Consider the following 18,361-nt stretch of genomic DNA (forward strand, 5'->3'; position numbering starts at 1 on the left):
TCGCTTTCCCCGGCGGCTCGTACCGCTTTAACGCAGACTTCTAGGGTTTTTCATGACGCGCTACATATTCGTCACGGGCGGTGTTGTTTCTTCATTGGGGAAAGGCATTGCCTCGGCTTCATTGGCGGCCATCCTGGAGGCGCGGGGGCTTAAGGTCACCATGCTTAAGCTGGATCCGTACATCAACGTCGACCCGGGCACCATGAGCCCGTTCCAGCACGGTGAAGTGTTCGTCACCCACGACGGCGCCGAGACTGACCTGGACCTGGGCCACTACGAGCGGTTCATCCGCACGACCATGACCCAGAACAACAACTTCACCACCGGCCGTGTCTACGAGCACGTGCTGCGCAAAGAGCGCCGTGGTGACTACCTGGGTGCAACCATCCAGGTGATTCCGCACATCACCGACGAAATCAAGCGCCGCATCATCAAGGGTGCCGGTGACGCCGACGTGGCAATGGTCGAAATCGGTGGCACCGTCGGTGACATCGAGTCGCAACCGTTCCTCGAAGCCATCCGTCAATTGCGTTTCGAGGTCGGCGCCAAGCGCGCGATGCTGATGCACCTGACGCTGGTGCCGTACATCGCCACCGCTGGCGAGACCAAGACCAAGCCGACCCAGCACTCCGTCAAGGAACTGCGTTCGATCGGCCTGCAGCCAGACGTGCTGGTTTGCCGCTCCGATCACCCGATCGACATCTCGTCGCGTCGCAAGATCGCGCAGTTCACCAACGTTGAAGAGCGTGCGGTCATCGCGCTGGAAGACGCCGACACCATCTACAAGATCCCGGGCATCCTGCACTCGCAGGGTCTGGACGATTTCGTCGTCGAGCGTTTCGGTCTGCAATGCGGCAGCGCCGATCTGTCCGAGTGGGAAGCGGTGGTTGATGCCAAGCTGAACCCGGAACACGAAGTGACCATCGCCATGGTCGGCAAGTACATGGAGCTGCTGGACGCTTACAAGTCGCTGATCGAAGCGATGAGCCACGCCGGTATCAGCAACCGCACCAAGGTCAATCTGCGCTACATCGATTCCGAAGACATCGAGAACCAGGGCACTGCGCTGCTCGAAGGTGTCGACGCGATTCTGGTGCCGGGTGGCTTCGGTCTGCGTGGCGTGGAAGGCAAGATTACTGCCGTTCAGTACGCTCGTGAAAACAAGGTGCCGTACCTGGGCATCTGCCTGGGCATGCAAGTGGCGGTCATTGAATTCGCCCGTAACGTGTTGGGCTGGAAAGACGCCAACTCCACCGAGTTCGATCGTGCCAGCGGCCATCCGGTTGTCGGTCTGATCACCGAGTGGGAAGATGCCACCGGCGCTGTTGAAGTGCGTACCGAATCGTCGGACCTGGGCGGCACCATGCGCCTGGGCGCGCAGGACTGCCTGCTTGAGCCGGGCTCCAAAGTGCACGACTGCTACGGCAAGGACGTGATCGTCGAACGTCACCGTCACCGTTACGAAGTGAACAACAACCTGCTGCCGCAGATCATCGAAGCCGGCCTGAAGATTTCCGGTCGCTCCGCCGATGCTGCGTTGGTCGAAGTGGTTGAAGCGCCGGATCATCCTTGGTTCGTCGCCTGCCAGTTCCACCCTGAGTTCACCTCGACACCACGTGACGGCCATCCGCTGTTCAGCGGTTTTGTCAAAGCCGCGTTGGCTCAACACCAGAAGAAGGCGTAACCCGATGGCACAGAAGATTATCCGCGTCGGCGACATCGAGATTGCCAACGACAAACCCATGGTGCTGTTCGGCGGCATGAACGTGCTGGAAAGCCGTGACATGGCCATGCAGGTTTGCGAAGAGTATGTGAAGGTCACCGAAAAACTCGGTATCCCTTACGTGTTCAAGGCCAGCTTCGACAAGGCCAACCGTTCTTCTGTGACCTCCTATCGCGGTCCTGGCCTGGAAGAGGGCATGCGCATCTTCCAGGACATCAAACAGGCCTTCGGCGTGCCGATCATCACCGACGTCCACGAGCCGGATCAGGCCGCGGTCGTCGCTGAGGTCTGCGACATCATCCAGTTGCCGGCCTTCCTGTCGCGCCAGACCGATCTGGTCGTCGCGATGGCCAAGACCAACGCCGTCATCAACATCAAGAAAGCCCAGTTCCTCGCGCCCCAGGAAATGAAACACATCCTGAACAAGTGCGTCGAAGCGGGTAACGATCAACTGATTCTCTGCGAGCGCGGTTCGAGCTTCGGCTACAACAACCTCGTGGTCGACATGCTCGGCTTCGGCATCATGAAGCAGTTCGAATACCCGGTGTTCTTCGACGTGACCCACTCGCTGCAAATGCCCGGCGGTCGTTCCGACTCCGCCGGCGGTCGCCGCGCGCAGGTCACCGATCTGGCCAAGGCCGGCATGAGCCAGTCGCTGGCGGGTCTGTTCCTCGAAGCACATCCGGATCCGGACAACGCCAAATGCGACGGCCCTTGCGCCTTGCGTCTGGACAAACTGGAGCCATTCCTGGCCCAGCTCAAGGCTTTGGACGAACTGGTGAAGAGTTTTCCGACGGTAGAAACCGCGTAACGCTCGATTCTCCGGTAAAGTACCGCACGATTTGTCGCTCATGCCCTCGGGCGTGAGCGCTGTCGTCTGCAAGTCTGCCCGCTGTACTTCGCTTGCCGACGATAAAGATTTCCTCTAGCTGCGTCGTTTTCGTCAACTTTGGAGTGTTTACAACAATGGCAAAAATCGTCGACATCAAAGGTCGTGAAGTTCTCGACTCCCGTGGCAACCCCACCGTGGAAGCGGATGTGCTTCTCGACAACGGCATCATCGGCAGCGCCTGCGCGCCGTCCGGTGCATCCACTGGCTCGCGTGAAGCACTCGAGCTGCGTGATGGCGACAAGAGCCGTTACCTGGGCAAGGGCGTGCTCAAAGCGGTAGCCAACATCAACGGTCCGATCCGCGATCTGCTGCTGGGCACCGACCCAAGCGACCAGAAAGCCCTCGACCACGCGATGATCAAGCTCGACGGTACCGAAAACAAAGCGACCCTGGGCGCCAACGCCATCCTCGCTGTATCCCTGGCCGCGGCCAAGGCGGCTGCTCAGGATCAGGACCTGCCGCTGTACGCGCACATCGCCAACCTCAACGGCACCCCGGGTGTGTACTCGATGCCGGTGCCGATGATGAACATCATCAACGGTGGCGAGCACGCCGATAACAACGTCGATATTCAGGAATTCATGGTGCAGCCAGTCGGCGCCAAGTCGTTCTCGGAAGGTCTGCGCATGGGCACCGAGATTTTCCATCACTTGAAAGCCGTGCTGAAGGCCCGTGGCCTGAGCACTGCCGTTGGCGACGAAGGCGGTTTCGCACCGAACCTGGCGTCCAACGAAGACGCGCTGAAAGTGATCTCCGAAGCCGTGGCCAACGCCGGTTACAAGCTGGGCACTGACGTGACCCTGGCGCTGGACTGCGCCGCAAGCGAATTCTACGAAGACGGCAAGTACAACCTGTCCGGCGAAGGCCAGGTGTTCACCGCTGAAGGTTTCGCCGACTACCTCAAGGGCCTGACCGAGCGCTACCCGATCATCTCCATCGAAGATGGCCTGGACGAGTCCGACTGGGCTGGCTGGAAAATCCTCACCGACAAGATCGGCGAGAAAACCCAGCTGGTCGGCGACGACCTGTTCGTGACCAACACCAAGATCCTGAAAGAAGGCATCGATAAAAAGATCGCCAACTCGATCCTGATCAAGTTCAACCAGATCGGCACCTTGACCGAAACCCTGGAAGCCATCCAGATGGCCAAGGCTGCCGGTTACACCGCAGTGATCTCGCACCGTTCCGGCGAAACCGAAGATTCGACCATTGCCGACCTGGCTGTTGGTACCTCGGCTGGCCAGATCAAGACCGGTTCGCTGTGCCGTTCCGACCGCGTTTCCAAGTACAACCAACTGCTGCGTATCGAAGAGCAGTTGAACGGCAAGGCCAAGTACAACGGTCGCGCCGAGTTCCGCGGTTAAGCGCAACCTGATCAAAGGACACCGGATTGTGTCGAAAAAGTCGTGACAGCGATGGATTTGCCACTAATCTGATGCCTTAAGCACAAGCCTGGACCTTTCCAGGCTTCGTGCTATCAGATGCTTCAAAGTTGTGGCGTGGCTGTCTTTTTTCACTGGATACCTGATATTCGATGCGCAGTCCTTACTGGTTGTTTCTCGTTTTGCTCTTGCTGCTGGCCGGTCTGCAGTACCGCCTGTGGGTGGGCAATGGCAGTCTGGCGCAGGTCGCCGAGCTGAAACAGCAGATTGCCGACCAACATGCCGAGAACGAAGGCCTGCTGGAGCGCAACCGGGTCATGGACGCCGAAGTCAGCGAACTGAAAAAGGGCATGGAGACCGTTGAAGAGCGGGCTCGCCACGAACTGGGCATGGTCAAGGACGGCGAAACCCTTTACCAGTTGGCCCAATGATCGATTTCCTGCCGGCCTTCTGGGCCGTGATTCCTGCCGCGGGCGTCGGTGCCCGGATGGCCGCGGACCGTCCCAAGCAATACCTGCAACTGGGCGGGCGCACAATTCTCGAACACAGCCTCGGCTGTTTCCTCGATCACCCAAGCCTGAAGGGGCTGGTGGTCAGTCTTGCTGTTGACGACCCTTATTGGCCGCACCTGGCGTGCGTCAACGATCCGCGGATTCAGCGTGTCGACGGCGGGGCAGAGCGTTCCGCTTCGGTACTCAATGCCTTGCTGCATCTGCATGCGCACGGTGCTGATGACGAAGATTGGGTGCTGGTGCACGATGCGGCACGGCCCAATCTGAGCCGCGATGATCTCGACAAGTTGCTCGCTGAACTGGCAGATGATCCGGTCGGCGGACTGTTGGCGGTTCCCGCGCGCGACACGCTTAAACGGGTCGACAAGACCGGCCGTGTCGTCGAAACCGTGGATCGTAGCGTGATCTGGCAGGCGTATACGCCGCAGATGTTTCGCCTCGGCGCGTTGCATCGGGCGTTGGCCGACAGTCTGGTGGCGGATGCCGTGATTACCGATGAAGCTTCGGCGATGGAGTGGGCCGGTCTGGCGCCGCGCCTCATCGAGGGGCGGGCGGATAACCTCAAGGTGACCCGGCCTGAAGATCTGGAGTGGTTGCGCCAGCGTTGGGCTAATCGCCGCTGAGTGTTATGGCGCTTAACAGATTGCCTTCGCGAGCAAGCTCGCTCCCACAGTTGACCGCGTTCGACGGCTAAATGCATTTCCCTTGTGGGAGCGAGCCTGCTCGCGAAAGCGCTCACACAGGCAGTCCATAACTCAAACCCTGTACTCCGGCCGCTCAGCCAACCCGACCTTCAAGAAATCCACCAACTTGCGCACCTTCGGCGACAGATGCCGCTGCTGCGGATACAACGCCCACACCGCCGTATTCGGCGGCTGGTGCGCCTCCAGCAAGGAAATCAACGCGCCGCTGTGCAAATGTTCGAGCACGTAATAATCCGGCAACTGACACAACCCCACCCCTTGCAGCGCCGCGTCCAGTACCGCCTGTCCGCTGTTGCAACGCCAGTTGCCCTGCACCCGCTGGGAAAATTCCCGCCCGTTCTGTTCCAGTTGCCAGATGTCCGAGCTGCCAATCAGGCAATTATGCCGACTCAGTTCCGACAAACTGTGTGGGCGACCGTAGCGTTCCAGGTAGGACGGCGATGCGCACAGGTACATTCGCCGTGGTGCCAGGCGAGTGGCGACCAGCCGCGAATCCTGCAGTCGGCCGAGGCGGATTGCCAAGTCCAGACCCTCGTGCACCAGGTCCAGTTGGCGATTGCTCAGTTCGATATCGATGCGCAGTTGCGGGTAAAGCCCCATGAATCGCGTCACCAGCGGCACGATAAACCGCTCGCCATACGCCACGGCGCAGGTCATGCGCAGCATGCCTTTCGGTTCACTGGTCAGGTCGCCGACCGCGCGCAACGCCTCTTCGCGGCCATCCTGCAAGCGCTGACAATGCTGGAGGAAGGTCTGCCCTGCCTCGGTCAGCGTCACTCGCCGGGTGCTGCGATACAGCAGGCGCGTCTGTAAACGTTCCTCCAGCCGGACGATTTGGCGACTGACGTGCGAGGACGAAACCCCGAGTCGCTCTGCCGCTGCGGTGAATTGGCTGCATTCGGCGACGGCAACGAACTCGTCGATGCCTTCCCAACGGTTTTCCGACATGAAGATTGTCCCTGTACAGCAATAATATTTTGCATTTGTCCGGATTATTAATCACTGAGCGCTGAACTACACTGTTTGTCTGTTTTATATTCATTGGATTCACTGGAGAGTCAGCATGATCAAGTCACGCGCCGCCGTTGCCTTCGAGGCCAAGAAGCCGCTGGAAATCGTAGAAGTCGATGTCGCCATGCCCAAGGCCGGTGAAGTGCTGCTGCGCGTTGTCGCTTCCGGGGTTTGCCACACCGATGCCTACACCTTGTCAGGCGCCGATCCGGAAGGCATCTTCCCGTCGATCCTCGGTCACGAAGGTGGCGCCATCGTCGAGGCCATTGGCGAAGGCGTGACCTCGGTCGCTGTTGGCGATCACGTCATTCCGCTGTACACCCCGGAATGCGGCCAGTGCAAATTCTGCAAGTCGGGCAAGACCAACCTGTGTCAGGCGATTCGTGCGACCCAGGGCAAGGGCTTGATGCCTGACGGCACGTCGCGTTTCTCCTACAAGGGTGAGACGATTTTCCACTACATGGGCACCTCGACGTTCTCGGAATACACCGTGCTGCCGGAAATCTCCGTGGCCAAGATCGCCAAGGACGCGCCACTGGAAAAGGTCTGCCTGCTCGGTTGCGGCGTGACTACCGGCATCGGCGCCGTGCTCAACACCGCCAAGGTCAAGCCCGGTGACACCGTGGCGATCTTCGGTCTCGGCGGTATCGGTTTGTCTGCCGTGATCGGTGCGGTGAAAGCCAAGGCTGCACGGATCATCGCGATCGACATCAACCCGGCCAAGTTCGAAATCGCCAAACAACTGGGTGCCACCGATTGCGTGAATCCGAAGGATTTCGATCGTCCGATCCAGGAAGTCATCGTCGACATGACCGATGGCGGCGTCGACTTCTCCTTCGAGTGCATCGGCAACGTGCAACTGATGCGCGCCGCGCTTGAATGCTGCCACAAAGGCTGGGGCGAGTCGGTGATCATCGGCGTTGCCGGCGCCGGCCAGGAAATCGCTACCCGGCCGTTCCAGTTGGTCACCGGTCGCGTCTGGCGCGGTTCGGCATTCGGCGGTGTGCGTGGCCGCAGCGAATTGCCGAGCTACGTCGATATGGCCCAGAGCGGCGAAATCCCGCTGGACACTTTCATCACCCACACCATGGGTCTGGAAGACATCAACAAGGCTTTCGACCTGATGCACGAAGGCAAGAGCATCCGCACTGTCATTCATTTCTAAGGAGCAGCGACAAGCTACAAGCCATAAGCTGCAAGCAGGCGCAACGCCCTCTTGCAGCTTGAAGCTCGCAGCTTGCGGCTGAAGTGCTATGAATCTGGAAAACATTTCCTGTCAGAAGAGTTTCGGCGGTTGGCACAAGCGCTATCGCCATCGCTCCGAGGTGCTTGATTGCGACATGGTGTTCGCCGTGTACCTGCCGCCGCAGGCAGAGCAGGGCGGCAAGCTGCCGGTGCTGTACTGGTTGTCGGGTTTGACCTGCACCGATGAGAATTTCATGCAAAAGGCCGGTGCGATGCGCATGGCCGCCGAGCTTGGTTTGATCATCGTCGCACCGGACACCAGCCCGCGTGGCCCGGATGTCCCGGACGATGCGGACAAGGCTTGGGATTTTGGTCTCGGCGCCGGGTTTTATCTGAATGCCACGCAGGAACCCTGGGCACGCCACTATCGGATGCATGACTACGTCGTGCAGGAATTGCCTTCACTGGTTGAAGCGCATTTCCCCGCTTCCGACAAACGCAGCATCAGCGGCCACTCCATGGGCGGTCACGGTGCTTTAGTGTGTGCATTGCGCAATCCAGGGCGTTACCAGTCGGTTTCGGCGTTTTCGCCGATTACCCATCCGATTGATTGCCCTTGGGGTCAGAAAGCCTTCTCTCATTACCTGGGCGAAGACCGTTCCAAGTGGAAAGAGTGGGACGCCTGTGCGCTGATCGCGGAGGCCTCGGAGAAGCTGCCGTTACTGGTCGATCAAGGTGATCGCGACGATTTCCTCGCGACCCAGCTCAAACCCGAAGCCCTGCAACAAGCGGCAAAACAGGCGGGCCACCCGCTGACGTTGCGCCTGCAACCGGGCTATGACCATAGCTATTTCTTCATCTCAAGCTTTATTGACGACCACTTGCAGCATCACGCGCGCGCTCTAGGCGCCTAATGTCTGACAAAGCAGGTAGAATCACGCCCTGACAAAAATCGGGGCGTTTTTTTATGCGTATTGGCCACGGCTATGATGTGCACCGTTTCGCTGAAGGCGATTTCATTACTCTGGGCGGCGTGCAGATTGCACACAGCTTCGGGCTCCTCGCTCATTCCGACGGTGACGTCCTGCTGCACGCCTTGAGCGATGCCTTGCTTGGCGCAGCGGCGCTGGGTGATATCGGCAAACACTTCCCGGACACCGACCCGCAATTCAAGGGCGCCGACAGTCGAATACTGCTGCGTCATGTGGTCAGCCTGATCCATGCCAAGGGCTGGAAGGTCGGTAACGTCGATAACACCATTGTTGCCCAGGCGCCGAAGATGGCTCCGCATATCGAATCGATGCGCGCGCTGATCGCTGCGGATCTTCAAGTAGAGTTGGATCAAGTGAACGTGAAAGCTACCACCACCGAAAAGCTCGGCTTTGTCGGTCGCGAAGAAGGCATCGCCGTGCATTCCGTTGCCTTGTTGCTGCGCGCATGAATGAACTGCAATTGCTCGGCCCACGGGCTTACGGTGAACCCCTCGGCACAGCGGTACTGAAAGCCATTGCCGAAGATTTTCAGGTCGATGAAGTTCTCGATATCCCGTTCAGTGGCGACGGCGAACATCTGTGGATCTGGGTGGAAAAGCGTGGCTTGAATACCGAAGAAGCCGCACGGCGAATCGCCAAGGCCGCCGGCGTGCCCTTGCGCACTGTCAGCTATGCCGGCCTCAAGGATCGTCAGGCCCTGACCCGCCAGTGGTTCAGCGTGCAGTTGCCGGGCAAGGCCGATCCGGACCTGTCGGCGGCGGAAAACGACACGCTGAAAATTCTCAAGATCACGCGTCACAAGCGCAAGCTGCAACGCGGCGCGCACTCGGCCAATGGCTTCACCTTGCGCCTGACTCAGTTCGCCGGCGATGAGGCTGCGCTGGAACAGCGCCTGCAACTGATCGCCAAACAAGGTATCCCCAATTATTTCGGCGCCCAGCGTTTCGGTCATGACGGCGGTAACGTCGTCGATGCGCGGGCGTGGGCGGCGCGCAAGGCCTTGCCGGAACAGCGCAACGTACGTTCGCGTTTGCTGTCGACGGCGCGCAGCTTTCTGTTCAATCAGGTGCTGGCGGCACGTGTCGCCGATGGCACCTGGCAGCGTGCGCTGGTCGGCGATCTGCTCGCGTTCACTGACAGCCGCAGCTTTTTCCCGGCCGGTGAAGCCGAGTGCAGCGACCCGCGACTGGCGATTCTTGATTTGCATCCGACCGGTCCGCAGTGGGGGGCAGGTGACTCTCCGGCCACAGGAACAGTCCATGATCTGGAGCAGGGGATCGCCGCGCGTGAAGCGGATCTGCGTGATTGGTTGATTCACGCCGGCATGAGCCACGAACGTCGCATCCTGCGACTGCCCATTGGCGGGTTGACGTGGCATTATCCCCAGCCTGACATTCTGCAACTGGAATTCGTCCTCCCGGCCGGATGCTTCGCCACCGTATTGGTGCGCGAACTCGTTGATCTGGTGCCGGTGGGGCAGACGGACAGCCCATGCGTATTCTGATTTCTAACGACGATGGGGTAACCGCACCCGGTCTCGCCGCGCTTTATGCTGCGCTGGCGGATTACACCGAGTGCGTGGTTATCGCCCCCGAGCAGGACAAAAGCGGCGCCAGCAGTTCGCTGACGCTCGACCGTCCGTTGCACCCGCAATACCTGGCCAATGGCTTCATCAGCCTCAATGGCACGCCGACCGACTGTGTGCACCTGGGCCTTAACGGTCTGCTGGAGCGCGAAGCGGACATGGTGGTTTCCGGCATCAACCTCGGCGCCAACCTTGGCGATGATGTGCTGTATTCCGGGACGGTGGCGGCGGCCCTGGAGGGACGTTTCCTCGAACGTCCCTCGTTTGCCTTTTCGCTGGTCTCGCGTCAGGTGGATAACCTGCCGACGGCGGCCTACTTTGCGCGCAAACTGGTCGAGGCCCATGCCGGGCTCGATTTGCCGCCGCGTACGGTGCTCAATGTGAATATTCCCAATCTGCCGATCGATCACATCCGTGGCATCCAGCTGACCCGACTCGGCCATCGCGCCCGGGCGGCGGCGCCGATGAAAGTGGTCGACCCCCGTGGCAAGGCCGGTTACTGGATTGCAGCGGCCGGCGATGCCGAAGACGGCGGCCCGGGGACGGACTTCCATGCAGTGATGCAAGGCTACGTTTCCATCACCCCGTTGCAGCTCGATCGCACCTTCAACGATGCCTTCAGAAGTCTTGACGGTTGGCTGGGAGGACTCGGCTGATGGCGCGTGAACACGAAGATCGCCTGCGCAGCGGCATCGGCATGACGTCCCAACGCACACGCGAGCGCCTGATCCAGCGCCTGTATGAAGAAGGCGTGAGCAACGCCAAGGTGCTGGAGGTTATTCGGCGAACGCCGCGTCACCTGTTCGTCGATGAAGCGCTGGCCCATCGCGCTTATGAAGACACCGCATTGCCGATTGGCAACAACCAGACCATTTCCCAGCCTTATATGGTGGCGCGCATGAGCGAGCTGCTGCTGGAAGCGGGGCCGCTGGATAAAGTACTGGAAATCGGTACCGGCTCCGGTTATCAGACGGCGGTGCTGTCGCAACTGGTCGAGCGGGTGTTTTCGGTCGAGCGGATCAAGGTGCTGCAGGATCGCGCCAAGGAACGTCTGGTCGAATTGAATCTGCGCAACGTGGTGTTTCGCTGGGGCGATGGCTGGGAAGGCTGGCCGGCGCTGGCACCTTACAACGGCATTATCGTCACGGCGGTCGCAACCGATGTACCGCAAGCCTTGCTCGATCAACTGGCGCCTGGCGGGCGCATGGTGATTCCGGTCGGGTCGGGCGAGGTGCAACAACTGATGCTGATCGTGCGCGAAGAACACGGCTTTTCCCGCCACGTTCTGGGCGCTGTGCGCTTCGTGCCTTTGCTCAACGGGCCACTGGCCTGAGCATTTGTTTGCCGCTGTTGAATTCCTTTCAACGGCCTCGGTCTTACAGCGGCAATGTCGGATTAAACGTAGCGTATTGCCAGCTGGCAAACGTGTGCGCACAGCGATTTCGCTTCATTAAGGGTAAAGCCGGTTCTGCCCGTTATACTTGCGACATTTGATGCCGGGTACCGGTATCACACATTTTTCAGCCACCACAAAGGGAGCGGCGGGTGAGTCTCAGAGTCATTGCGCAGCGTATGGGTAACACGAGCTTTCAGCGCCTGGTGACTGGCCTTGTCTTGAGCACCCTGCTGGTCGGTTGCTCCAGCACCAAATCGAGCAACGTGAGTGTCGTCGATCGCAACAAGGCAGTGGCCCAGCGGCCGACCGTAACGACCGGGCAGTATGTAGTCCGTCCGGGCGACACGCTGTTTTCGATCGCGTTTCGCTACGGCTGGGACTACAAAGCCCTCGCTGCGCGGAACAATATTCCTACGCCGTATACGATCCACCCGGGTCAGACAATTCGCTTTGACGGGCGTAGCGGATCAACGTCGACAGCCGTGGTGAGAAACACCAGTTCTTCGCCTTCTTCGTCGAGCAAAACCACAGTAATCCGGCGCCAGGCCAATGGCACGACGACCACCACAACCACCGGTTCTGCCGGGGCTGTACCGTCCGTCGCGAACAAGCCAACCCCTGCACCATTGCCTCCGGCAGGGCCGGCCCCGACCGGCTGGGGATGGCCATCTAATGGCATTCTTATTGGAAAATTCTCTTCAAACGGTAGTTTGAATAAAGGAATTGATATCGCCGGAGATTTGGGACAGCCTGTTTTAGCTGCGTCTGATGGGACGGTCGTATACGCCGGGAGTGGCTTAAGGGGCTACGGCGAATTGGTCATCATCAAACACAGCGAAACCTACGTCAGTGCCTACGGTCACAACCGCAGGCTGTTGGTTCGGGAGGGACAGCAGGTCAAGGTCGGACAGACAATTGCCGAAATGGGGTCAACGGGTACGGACCGGGTGAAACTGCACTTTGAGATTCGCCGCCAAGGTAAACCTGTGGATCCACTGCAGTTCCTGCCAAGACGTTGATTTGTAAGCCAGCCTGTTCCGTCGCGTAGAGGGGACAGGCTCCAGCGCTGCCAAGGATAAAGGCGTCGCTTGAGCTTGGGGTCGAACTCACCAAAGGACTATAACAATGGCTCTCAGTAAAGAAGTGCCGGAGTTTGACATCGACGATGAGGTTCTCCTTATGGAGACCGGCATCGATTCGGATTCGATGTTGAATGATGAAGGGGCTGCTCCACCTTCCGTTCGTTCCAGATCCAAACACTCCGCTTCACTTAAACAACACAAGTATATCGACTACACGCGTGCACTTGATGCCACGCAGTTGTATCTCAACGAAATCGGCTTTTCCCCACTGCTCTCCCCGGAGGAAGAAGTTCATTTTGCGCGCTTGTCGCAAAGTGGCGATCCGGCCGGGCGCAAGCGCATGATTGAAAGTAACCTGCGGCTGGTGGTCAAAATCGCCCGGCGTTACGTCAATCGGGGGCTGTCGTTGCTGGATCTGATCGAAGAGGGCAACCTCGGACTGATCCGCGCGGTGGAAAAGTTCGATCCCGAGCGCGGTTTCCGCTTCTCGACCTACGCGACCTGGTGGATTCGTCAGACCATCGAGCGCGCCATCATGAATCAGACCCGGACCATCCGGTTGCCGATCCATGTGGTCAAGGAGCTCAACGTGTACCTGCGGGCCGCACGGGAGCTGACACAAAAGCTCGACCACGAACCTTCACCCGAAGAAATCGCCAACCTGCTGGAAAAACCGGTAGGCGAGGTCAAGCGTATGCTCGGCCTGAACGAACGGGTTTCTTCGGTCGACGTCTCGCTGGGTCCGGATTCGGATAAAACCCTGCTGGACACCCTCACCGACGATCGTCCGACCGATCCCTGCGAACTGCTGCAGGACGACGATCTGTCCCAGAGCATCGATCAGTGGCTGTCCGAGCTGACCGACAAACAGCGCGAGGTGGTGATACGCCGCTTCGGCCTGCGCGGTCATGAAAGCAGCACGCTGGAGGATGTAGGCCTGGAGATTGGCCTGACCCGGGAACGGGTCCGGCAGATCCAGGTAGAAGGCCTCAAGCGTCTTCGCGAAATTCTCGAGAAGAATGGCCTGTCGAGCGAGTCGCTGTTCCAATAAGCACTTGAGCGACCGCCCGCGAAAAGCCCCGCCTGGTTCGACCAGTCGGGGCTTTTTGTTTTTGCGTTGAGGAAAAGACCGACCCGGCACGAGCGAGGCACCGGACAAGCGGTCGGCACTTTCTGCGTTTGTAGTCTCCTGCTGTAAGCCATTGCTTACTGTGTCGTAAGTGTTCGTTATTTTTACACAGTGGCAGACGTCTATCGCGGCTGTCGGTATGGCTTAACCTATTGATTGTAATGGCTATTTTTTTAATGTTAAAGGCTGATGACACCGCAGTCGCGCGCTCAGCGCCGATTGCTCCCGCCGGGGAACTCTCTAATATCTGAGTTGTGTCGACGGACAGACACGCCCTTTAAGGATGAAGGGAACGGACATCGCAGGACGCGATTCATCAGGACGATGAAAAGGAATACAGGGAATAGGGAAAAAATGTGGGCGGGTCATACCGCCCCTTTTTTCGTCTGCAGAAAAGTAGAACCTTCAAAAAGCAAAAAGGCCCGCAAGGGGCCTTTTCATTCGAGCGCGGTCAGATCAGCGTTCGAGTTGTTCGATCTTGTTTGGCTTGCCATCCCACTCGGCAGAATCCGGCAATGGATCCTTGCGTTCGGTGATGTTGGGCCAGATATCCGCCAGCTCGGCATTGAGCTCAATGAAGTTTTCCATGCCGGCCGGAATCTCGTCTTCCGAGAAGATCGCCACGGCAGGGCACTCTGGTTCACACAGCGCGCAGTCGATGCACTCATCCGGGTGAATCACCAGGAAGTTCGGGCCTTCGTAAAAGCAGTCCACCGGACAGACTTCTACGCAGTCGGTGTACTTGCACTTGATGCAGTTGTCGGTGACGACGAAGGTCATTTCTAATTCTCTCCTCAGGCGGCGGCAGCGTTGCCCCTTCACGGTTGGGGTCGCCAGGTTCGGGAGCGATACCTGCCAGCCAGGCTATTAGCCGGCAGCATCCCAAACCGCGCGAGATTCTAACAGCTTGAAGCCGTTTGCGTTATATCCGCTTCTTTAGTGCTTATATCCGGTTCTTCAGTGCATAGAGCATTTCGAGCGCACGGCGGGGCGTCATGTCGTCCAGATCCACTTTTGCCAGTTCGTCGAGTACCGGGTGCGGCAGGCTGGCGAACATGTCGCTTTGCTGCGGTGTCGACGGTTTGCCTTTGGCGGCCGGTTTCGGCGCCTCATGAGGCAGGGCGGTGTCTTCCAGACGGCTCAAATGCTCACGGGCGCGCACGATGACTTCGCTGGGTACGCCGGCCAGTTGTGCCACCGCCAAGCCATAGCTCTGGCTGGCCGGTCCGGGCAGGACGTGATGCAGAAACACGATGCGCTCGTTGTGCTCGGTTGCATTGAGATGCACGTTGGCTACCAGAGGTTCGGCCTCCGGCAGTACCGTCAGTTCAAAGTAGTGCGTGGCGAACAGCGTATACGCGCGCAGATGCGCCAGGCGCTCAGCCGCCGCCCACGCCAGCGAAAGACCGTCGAAGGTGCTGGTGCCGCGTCCGACTTCGTCCATCAGCACCAGGCTGCGCTCGGTGGCATTGTGCAGGATGTTGGCGGTTTCGCTCATTTCCACCATAAAGGTCGAGCGTCCGCCGGCGAGGTCATCACTGGAGCCGATTCGGGTGAAGATGCGGTCGACCAGCGACAATTCACAGCTGGCTGCCGGGACAAAACTGCCGATGTGCGCCAGCAGCACGATGAGTGCGGTCTGCCGCATATAAGTGGATTTACCGCCCATGTTCGGCCCGGTGATCACCAGCATCCGCGTGTTGTCATCAAGGCTCAGGTCGTTGGCCACGAACGGCGTCGTCAGCACTTGCTCGACCACCGGGTGACGACCCTGAGTAATGCGCATGCACGGTTCGCTGACAAAACGCGGGCAGTTCAAGTCAAGATTCAGCGCCCGTTCGGCGAGGTTGCTCAGCACGTCCAGTTCGGCCAGTGCTCCAGCGGTGTCCTGCAGCGGTGGTAGCTGACTGATCAGGTCTTCAAGCAGCGCCTCGTAGAGCATTTTCTCGCGCGCCAGCGCCCGGCTCTTGGCCGACAGCGCTTTGTCTTCGAACTCTTTCAATTCCGGGGTGATAAAACGCTCGGCGCCCTTGAGGGTCTGGCGCCGGATGTAATCCGCCGGTGCCGATTCCGCCTGCTTGCTCGGCAGTTCAATGAAGTAGCCATGAATACGGTTATAACCGACCTTTAGATTCGCCAGACCGGTGCGGGCTTTCTCGCGGGACTCCAGATCAATCAGGAACTGGCCGGCGTTTTCGCTCAGCGATTGCAGTTCGTCGAGTTCGCTGTCGTACCCGGTTTTTAACACGCCGCCGTCGCGGATGACCGCCGGCGGGTTGTCGATAATGGCTTTTTCCAGCAGCGCGGCGAGGTCCGGGTAGGTGCTGGTGATCGTTGCCAGCGATTGCAGGTGCGGCGCTTCCAGGTCAGCCATTGCTACTTGCAGCTCAGGCAGGGCGCCGAGGGCATCGCGTAAACGGGCAAGGTCCCGGGGGCGCGCATTGCGCAAACCGATTCGCGCGAGAATTCGCTCGATGTCGCCAATTTCCTTGAGCTGCGGCTGCAGTTTTTCGAATCGATAGCCGTCGAGCAGGCAACGGATCGAACTCTGCCGCGCCAGCAGCACGGTGAGATCGCGCAGCGGGCGGTTCAGCCAGCGGGTCAGCAAGCGGCTACCCATGGCGGTCTGACAGCGATCCACCACCGATTGCAGGGTGTTGTCGCGACCGCCGGCCAGGTTGGTGTCGAGTTCCAGATTGCGTCGGCTGGCGCCGTCGAGCACCACGGTGTCATCAAGGCGTTCGTGACGCAGGCTGCGCAAATGGGGCAGGGCGGTGCGCTGGGTTTCCTTGGCGTAAGCCAACAGGCAACCGGCGGCGCCGATGGCCAGGGTCAGGTTCTCGCAACCGAAACCCTTCAGGTCCTGGGTGGAGAATTGCTGGCAAAGACTTTTCAACGCCGAATCACGTTCGAAATCCCACGGCGCGCGACGACGGACCCCGCGACGTTTTTCCGCCGGCAGGTCTTTCGGCCAGTCATCGGGAATCAGCAGTTCCACCGGGTTGACCCGCTCCAGTTCCGCCAGCAGGTTTTCCCAGCCCTTGATCTCAAGCACGCTGAAGTTGCCGCTGGTGATGTCCAGCACCGCCAGGCCGAACAGGCGCTCGTCGCCAAGCACCGCCGCGATCAGGTTGTCGCGACGCTCGTCGAGCAGCGCTTCATCGCTGACCGTGCCCGGCGTAATGATCCGCACCACCTGACGTTCCACCGGACCCTTGCTGGTGGCCGGGTCGCCGACTTGCTCACAAATCACCACCGACTCGCCGAGCTTGACCAGTTTCGCCAGGTAACCTTCCGCTGCGTGGTAAGGAATCCCACACATCGGAATCGCCTGACCCGCCGACTGCCCGCGCGCGGTCAGGGTGATGTCGAGCAATTTGGCCGCCTTCTTTGCGTCTTCGTAGAAGATCTCGTAGAAGTCGCCCATGCGGTAGAACATCAGCTGATCCGGGTGCTGGTTCTTCAGGCGCCAGTATTGCTGCATCATCGGAGTGTGGGAGGACAGGTCAGAGACGGCTTTATTCATCGGATTGTCAGGCAACTCGTTAAAAGATGTAGGGCAAAAGCAAGGGCAACGGCCGGGCTTTTCCGTGATGGAGGCAAGGTTACCATGGGCAGTCGGCGGGACGCAGGCATGACGGTCGGGTGACAGCTTTCTGCTTGAAAATGATGATTTATGCATCTTTTATGCAAATCAGCATTTGTCTTCCGCAAAAACTTCAAGCACTATGCGCGTTATGCAAAAACGCAACGTATCCTCCGTATTAAGAGCACTGCTCGATCAACACGGGATCTCCCCCACGGAGCTTCACCGTCGTACCGGCGTGCCGCAATCCACGCTCTCGCGAATTCTCAGCGGGAAGATCGTCGATCCTTCGGATAAACATATTTCGAAGATCGCCGAATACTTCAATGTAAGCACCGATCAGTTGCGCGGGCGCGCAGACGTCGCTCAGTCGGCGGCTGGCGCGCGCGATGACATGCATGCAGAACTCAAGGACATAAGCCTGTGGGACGACGATACCCCTGTCGATGATGACGAGGTGTCGGTGCCCTTTCTACGTGAGGTTGAATTGGCTGCTGGATCAGGAAGATTCGTTATCGAAGAGAGCGAACGCTCTAGCCTGCGCTTCGGCAAGCGCAGCCTGCGCCATAACGGCGTGCAGTTCGACCAGGCCAAATGCGTGACGGTGCGCGGCAACAGCATGTTGCCGGTGTTGCGCGATGGCGCCACGGTCGGCGTAAATGCGGGTAAATGCGGGATCGGCGACATCATCGATGGTGATCTTTACGCGATCAATCACAACGGCCAACTGCGCGTGAAGCAGCTCTACCGTCTGCCCACCGGCATTCGTCTGCGCAGCTTCAATCGGGATGAGCATCCGGATGAGGACTACAGCTTCCAGGAAATCCAGGAAGAACAGATTGTGATCCTCGGTCACGTCTTCTGGTGGGGCATGTACGCCCGCTAACCTTGGCGATTCAACTGAAACCTGCCGCCCGGCAGGTTTTTTTTCGCCTGCACAAAACCCTCCAACCCTTGCCCAACGCGGCCTTCATGCGCCAGCGCATTTATTTCGTATAAATAAATGCATTTACGCATTGACTGTATATGCATCCATGCATATTCTTGCCACCAAGCCGCTCGACAAAGCGGCTGGCAAGACAAGCTCTTTAGTTCCACAAGAACAGGCAGCGATGAACCGGCCTCAACGGTTCAGAGGGTTGGCAACTGACCCGGGTGTGCAGCGTAAAGCACCAGAAGCAG

17 protein-coding genes are annotated in these 18,361 nt (G+C 59.1%); 14 read left to right on the forward strand and 3 right to left on the reverse strand.

Annotated features, from left to right (window positions below; genetic code table 11):
* Positions 1 to 52: 52 nt before the first annotated feature.
* From HU755_RS18605 to ispD, 5 genes are all read left to right on the forward strand, one after another.
* Positions 53 to 1,684, forward strand: coding sequence for a CTP synthase (locus HU755_RS18605; protein WP_186550194.1), 1,632 nt, complete (start codon positions 53 to 55; stop codon positions 1,682 to 1,684).
* Positions 1,685 to 1,688: 4 nt separating this feature from the next.
* On the forward strand, positions 1,689 to 2,534 hold the full coding sequence (gene kdsA / locus HU755_RS18610) for a 3-deoxy-8-phosphooctulonate synthase (protein ID WP_007954807.1): 846 nt from the start codon (positions 1,689 to 1,691) through the stop codon (positions 2,532 to 2,534).
* Between the two features lie 155 nt (positions 2,535 to 2,689).
* Positions 2,690 to 3,979 (forward strand): phosphopyruvate hydratase, encoded by a 1,290-nt coding sequence (eno, locus tag HU755_RS18615; RefSeq protein ID WP_016771461.1) that lies wholly within the window; start codon positions 2,690 to 2,692, stop codon positions 3,977 to 3,979.
* A 170-nt stretch (positions 3,980 to 4,149) separates the two neighbouring features.
* Positions 4,150 to 4,428, forward strand: a complete 279-nt coding sequence (gene ftsB, locus HU755_RS18620; RefSeq protein ID WP_007964293.1) for a cell division protein FtsB — start codon at positions 4,150 to 4,152, stop codon at positions 4,426 to 4,428.
* Complete coding sequence (gene ispD, locus HU755_RS18625; RefSeq protein WP_186635266.1) at positions 4,425 to 5,132, forward strand: 2-C-methyl-D-erythritol 4-phosphate cytidylyltransferase; 708 nt, start codon at positions 4,425 to 4,427, stop codon at positions 5,130 to 5,132. The genes ftsB and ispD overlap by 4 nt, the downstream gene beginning before the upstream one ends.
* 132 nt (positions 5,133 to 5,264) lie before the next feature.
* Here the strand turns inward: ispD and HU755_RS18630 are convergent, their stop codons facing one another.
* Entirely contained in the window at positions 5,265 to 6,161 is an 897-nt protein-coding gene (locus tag HU755_RS18630) for a LysR substrate-binding domain-containing protein (protein WP_186635269.1), read from the reverse strand.
* Between the two features lie 115 nt (positions 6,162 to 6,276).
* On the opposite strand from HU755_RS18630, the gene HU755_RS18635 reads away from it, so the two are divergent.
* The 8 genes from HU755_RS18635 to rpoS all read left to right on the forward strand — a co-directional run bounded on the left by HU755_RS18635 (position 6,277) and on the right by rpoS (position 13,515).
* The gene (locus tag HU755_RS18635; protein WP_042557895.1) at positions 6,277 to 7,389 is read left to right on the forward strand and encodes an S-(hydroxymethyl)glutathione dehydrogenase/class III alcohol dehydrogenase; all 1,113 of its coding nucleotides are present in this window, start codon (positions 6,277 to 6,279) and stop codon (positions 7,387 to 7,389) included.
* A gap of 88 nt (positions 7,390 to 7,477) precedes the next feature.
* A complete protein-coding gene (gene fghA / locus HU755_RS18640) occupies positions 7,478 to 8,323 on the forward strand; it encodes an S-formylglutathione hydrolase (protein WP_186635272.1) in 846 nt (281 codons plus the stop codon).
* Between the two features lie 53 nt (positions 8,324 to 8,376).
* A complete protein-coding gene (gene ispF, locus HU755_RS18645; RefSeq protein ID WP_186550205.1) occupies positions 8,377 to 8,850 on the forward strand; it encodes a 2-C-methyl-D-erythritol 2,4-cyclodiphosphate synthase in 474 nt (157 codons plus the stop codon).
* Positions 8,847 to 9,905, forward strand: a complete 1,059-nt coding sequence (gene truD, locus HU755_RS18650) for a tRNA pseudouridine(13) synthase TruD (RefSeq protein ID WP_186635275.1) — start codon at positions 8,847 to 8,849, stop codon at positions 9,903 to 9,905. The genes ispF and truD overlap by 4 nt, the downstream gene beginning before the upstream one ends.
* The gene (gene surE / locus HU755_RS18655) at positions 9,893 to 10,642 is read left to right on the forward strand and encodes a 5'/3'-nucleotidase SurE (RefSeq protein WP_186550209.1); all 750 of its coding nucleotides are present in this window, start codon (positions 9,893 to 9,895) and stop codon (positions 10,640 to 10,642) included. Before truD ends, surE begins: the two co-directional genes overlap by 13 nt.
* Positions 10,643 to 10,683: 41 nt before the next feature.
* On the forward strand, positions 10,684 to 11,319 hold the full coding sequence (locus tag HU755_RS18660) for a protein-L-isoaspartate(D-aspartate) O-methyltransferase (RefSeq protein WP_160768345.1): 636 nt from the start codon (positions 10,684 to 10,686) through the stop codon (positions 11,317 to 11,319).
* 212 nt (positions 11,320 to 11,531) lie between these two features.
* The gene (locus HU755_RS18665; RefSeq protein WP_186620924.1) at positions 11,532 to 12,401 is read left to right on the forward strand and encodes a peptidoglycan DD-metalloendopeptidase family protein; all 870 of its coding nucleotides are present in this window, start codon (positions 11,532 to 11,534) and stop codon (positions 12,399 to 12,401) included.
* Positions 12,402 to 12,507: 106 nt separating this feature from the next.
* Positions 12,508 to 13,515 (forward strand): RNA polymerase sigma factor RpoS, encoded by a 1,008-nt coding sequence (gene rpoS, locus HU755_RS18670; RefSeq protein ID WP_186620923.1) that lies wholly within the window; start codon positions 12,508 to 12,510, stop codon positions 13,513 to 13,515.
* Between the two features lie 534 nt (positions 13,516 to 14,049).
* Here the strand turns inward: rpoS and fdxA are convergent.
* On the reverse strand, positions 14,050 to 14,373 hold the full coding sequence (fdxA, locus tag HU755_RS18675) for a ferredoxin FdxA (protein WP_186635278.1): 324 nt from the start codon (positions 14,371 to 14,373) through the stop codon (positions 14,050 to 14,052).
* 163 nt (positions 14,374 to 14,536) lie between these two features.
* Positions 14,537 to 17,119, reverse strand: coding sequence for a DNA mismatch repair protein MutS (gene mutS / locus HU755_RS18680; protein WP_186635281.1), 2,583 nt, complete (start codon positions 17,117 to 17,119; stop codon positions 14,537 to 14,539).
* Between the two features lie 211 nt (positions 17,120 to 17,330).
* Between mutS and HU755_RS18685 the strand changes: the two genes are divergently transcribed.
* The gene (locus tag HU755_RS18685; protein WP_186550220.1) at positions 17,331 to 18,065 is read left to right on the forward strand and encodes an XRE family transcriptional regulator; all 735 of its coding nucleotides are present in this window, start codon (positions 17,331 to 17,333) and stop codon (positions 18,063 to 18,065) included.
* Positions 18,066 to 18,361: the final 296 nt, after the last annotated feature.

This window comes from Pseudomonas sp. SWRI111 (genome assembly GCF_014268555.1).
GTDB classification, from domain to species: domain Bacteria; phylum Pseudomonadota; class Gammaproteobacteria; order Pseudomonadales; family Pseudomonadaceae; genus Aquipseudomonas; species Aquipseudomonas hamedanensis.

Bases quoted from the DNA above. Each gene is read 5' to 3' on its own strand.
- HU755_RS18605 (WP_186550194.1), top strand. From the start codon at position 53: ATGACGCGCTACATATTCGTCACGGGCGGTGTTGTTTCTTCATTGGGG.
- kdsA (WP_007954807.1), top strand. From the start codon at position 1,689: ATGGCACAGAAGATTATCCGCGTCGGCGACATCGAGATTGCCAACGAC.
- eno (WP_016771461.1), top strand. From the start codon at position 2,690: ATGGCAAAAATCGTCGACATCAAAGGTCGTGAAGTTCTCGACTCCCGT.
- ftsB (WP_007964293.1), top strand. From the start codon at position 4,150: ATGCGCAGTCCTTACTGGTTGTTTCTCGTTTTGCTCTTGCTGCTGGCC.
- ispD (WP_186635266.1), top strand. From the start codon at position 4,425: ATGATCGATTTCCTGCCGGCCTTCTGGGCCGTGATTCCTGCCGCGGGC.
- HU755_RS18630 (WP_186635269.1), bottom strand. From the start codon at position 6,161: ATGTCGGAAAACCGTTGGGAAGGCATCGACGAGTTCGTTGCCGTCGCC.
- HU755_RS18635 (WP_042557895.1), top strand. From the start codon at position 6,277: ATGATCAAGTCACGCGCCGCCGTTGCCTTCGAGGCCAAGAAGCCGCTG.
- fghA (WP_186635272.1), top strand. From the start codon at position 7,478: ATGAATCTGGAAAACATTTCCTGTCAGAAGAGTTTCGGCGGTTGGCAC.
- ispF (WP_186550205.1), top strand. From the start codon at position 8,377: ATGCGTATTGGCCACGGCTATGATGTGCACCGTTTCGCTGAAGGCGAT.
- truD (WP_186635275.1), top strand. From the start codon at position 8,847: ATGAATGAACTGCAATTGCTCGGCCCACGGGCTTACGGTGAACCCCTC.
- surE (WP_186550209.1), top strand. From the start codon at position 9,893: ATGCGTATTCTGATTTCTAACGACGATGGGGTAACCGCACCCGGTCTC.
- HU755_RS18660 (WP_160768345.1), top strand. From the start codon at position 10,684: ATGACGTCCCAACGCACACGCGAGCGCCTGATCCAGCGCCTGTATGAA.
- rpoS (WP_186620923.1), top strand. From the start codon at position 12,508: ATGGCTCTCAGTAAAGAAGTGCCGGAGTTTGACATCGACGATGAGGTT.
- fdxA (WP_186635278.1), bottom strand. From the start codon at position 14,373: ATGACCTTCGTCGTCACCGACAACTGCATCAAGTGCAAGTACACCGAC.
- mutS (WP_186635281.1), bottom strand. From the start codon at position 17,119: ATGAATAAAGCCGTCTCTGACCTGTCCTCCCACACTCCGATGATGCAG.
- HU755_RS18685 (WP_186550220.1), top strand. From the start codon at position 17,331: ATGCAAAAACGCAACGTATCCTCCGTATTAAGAGCACTGCTCGATCAA.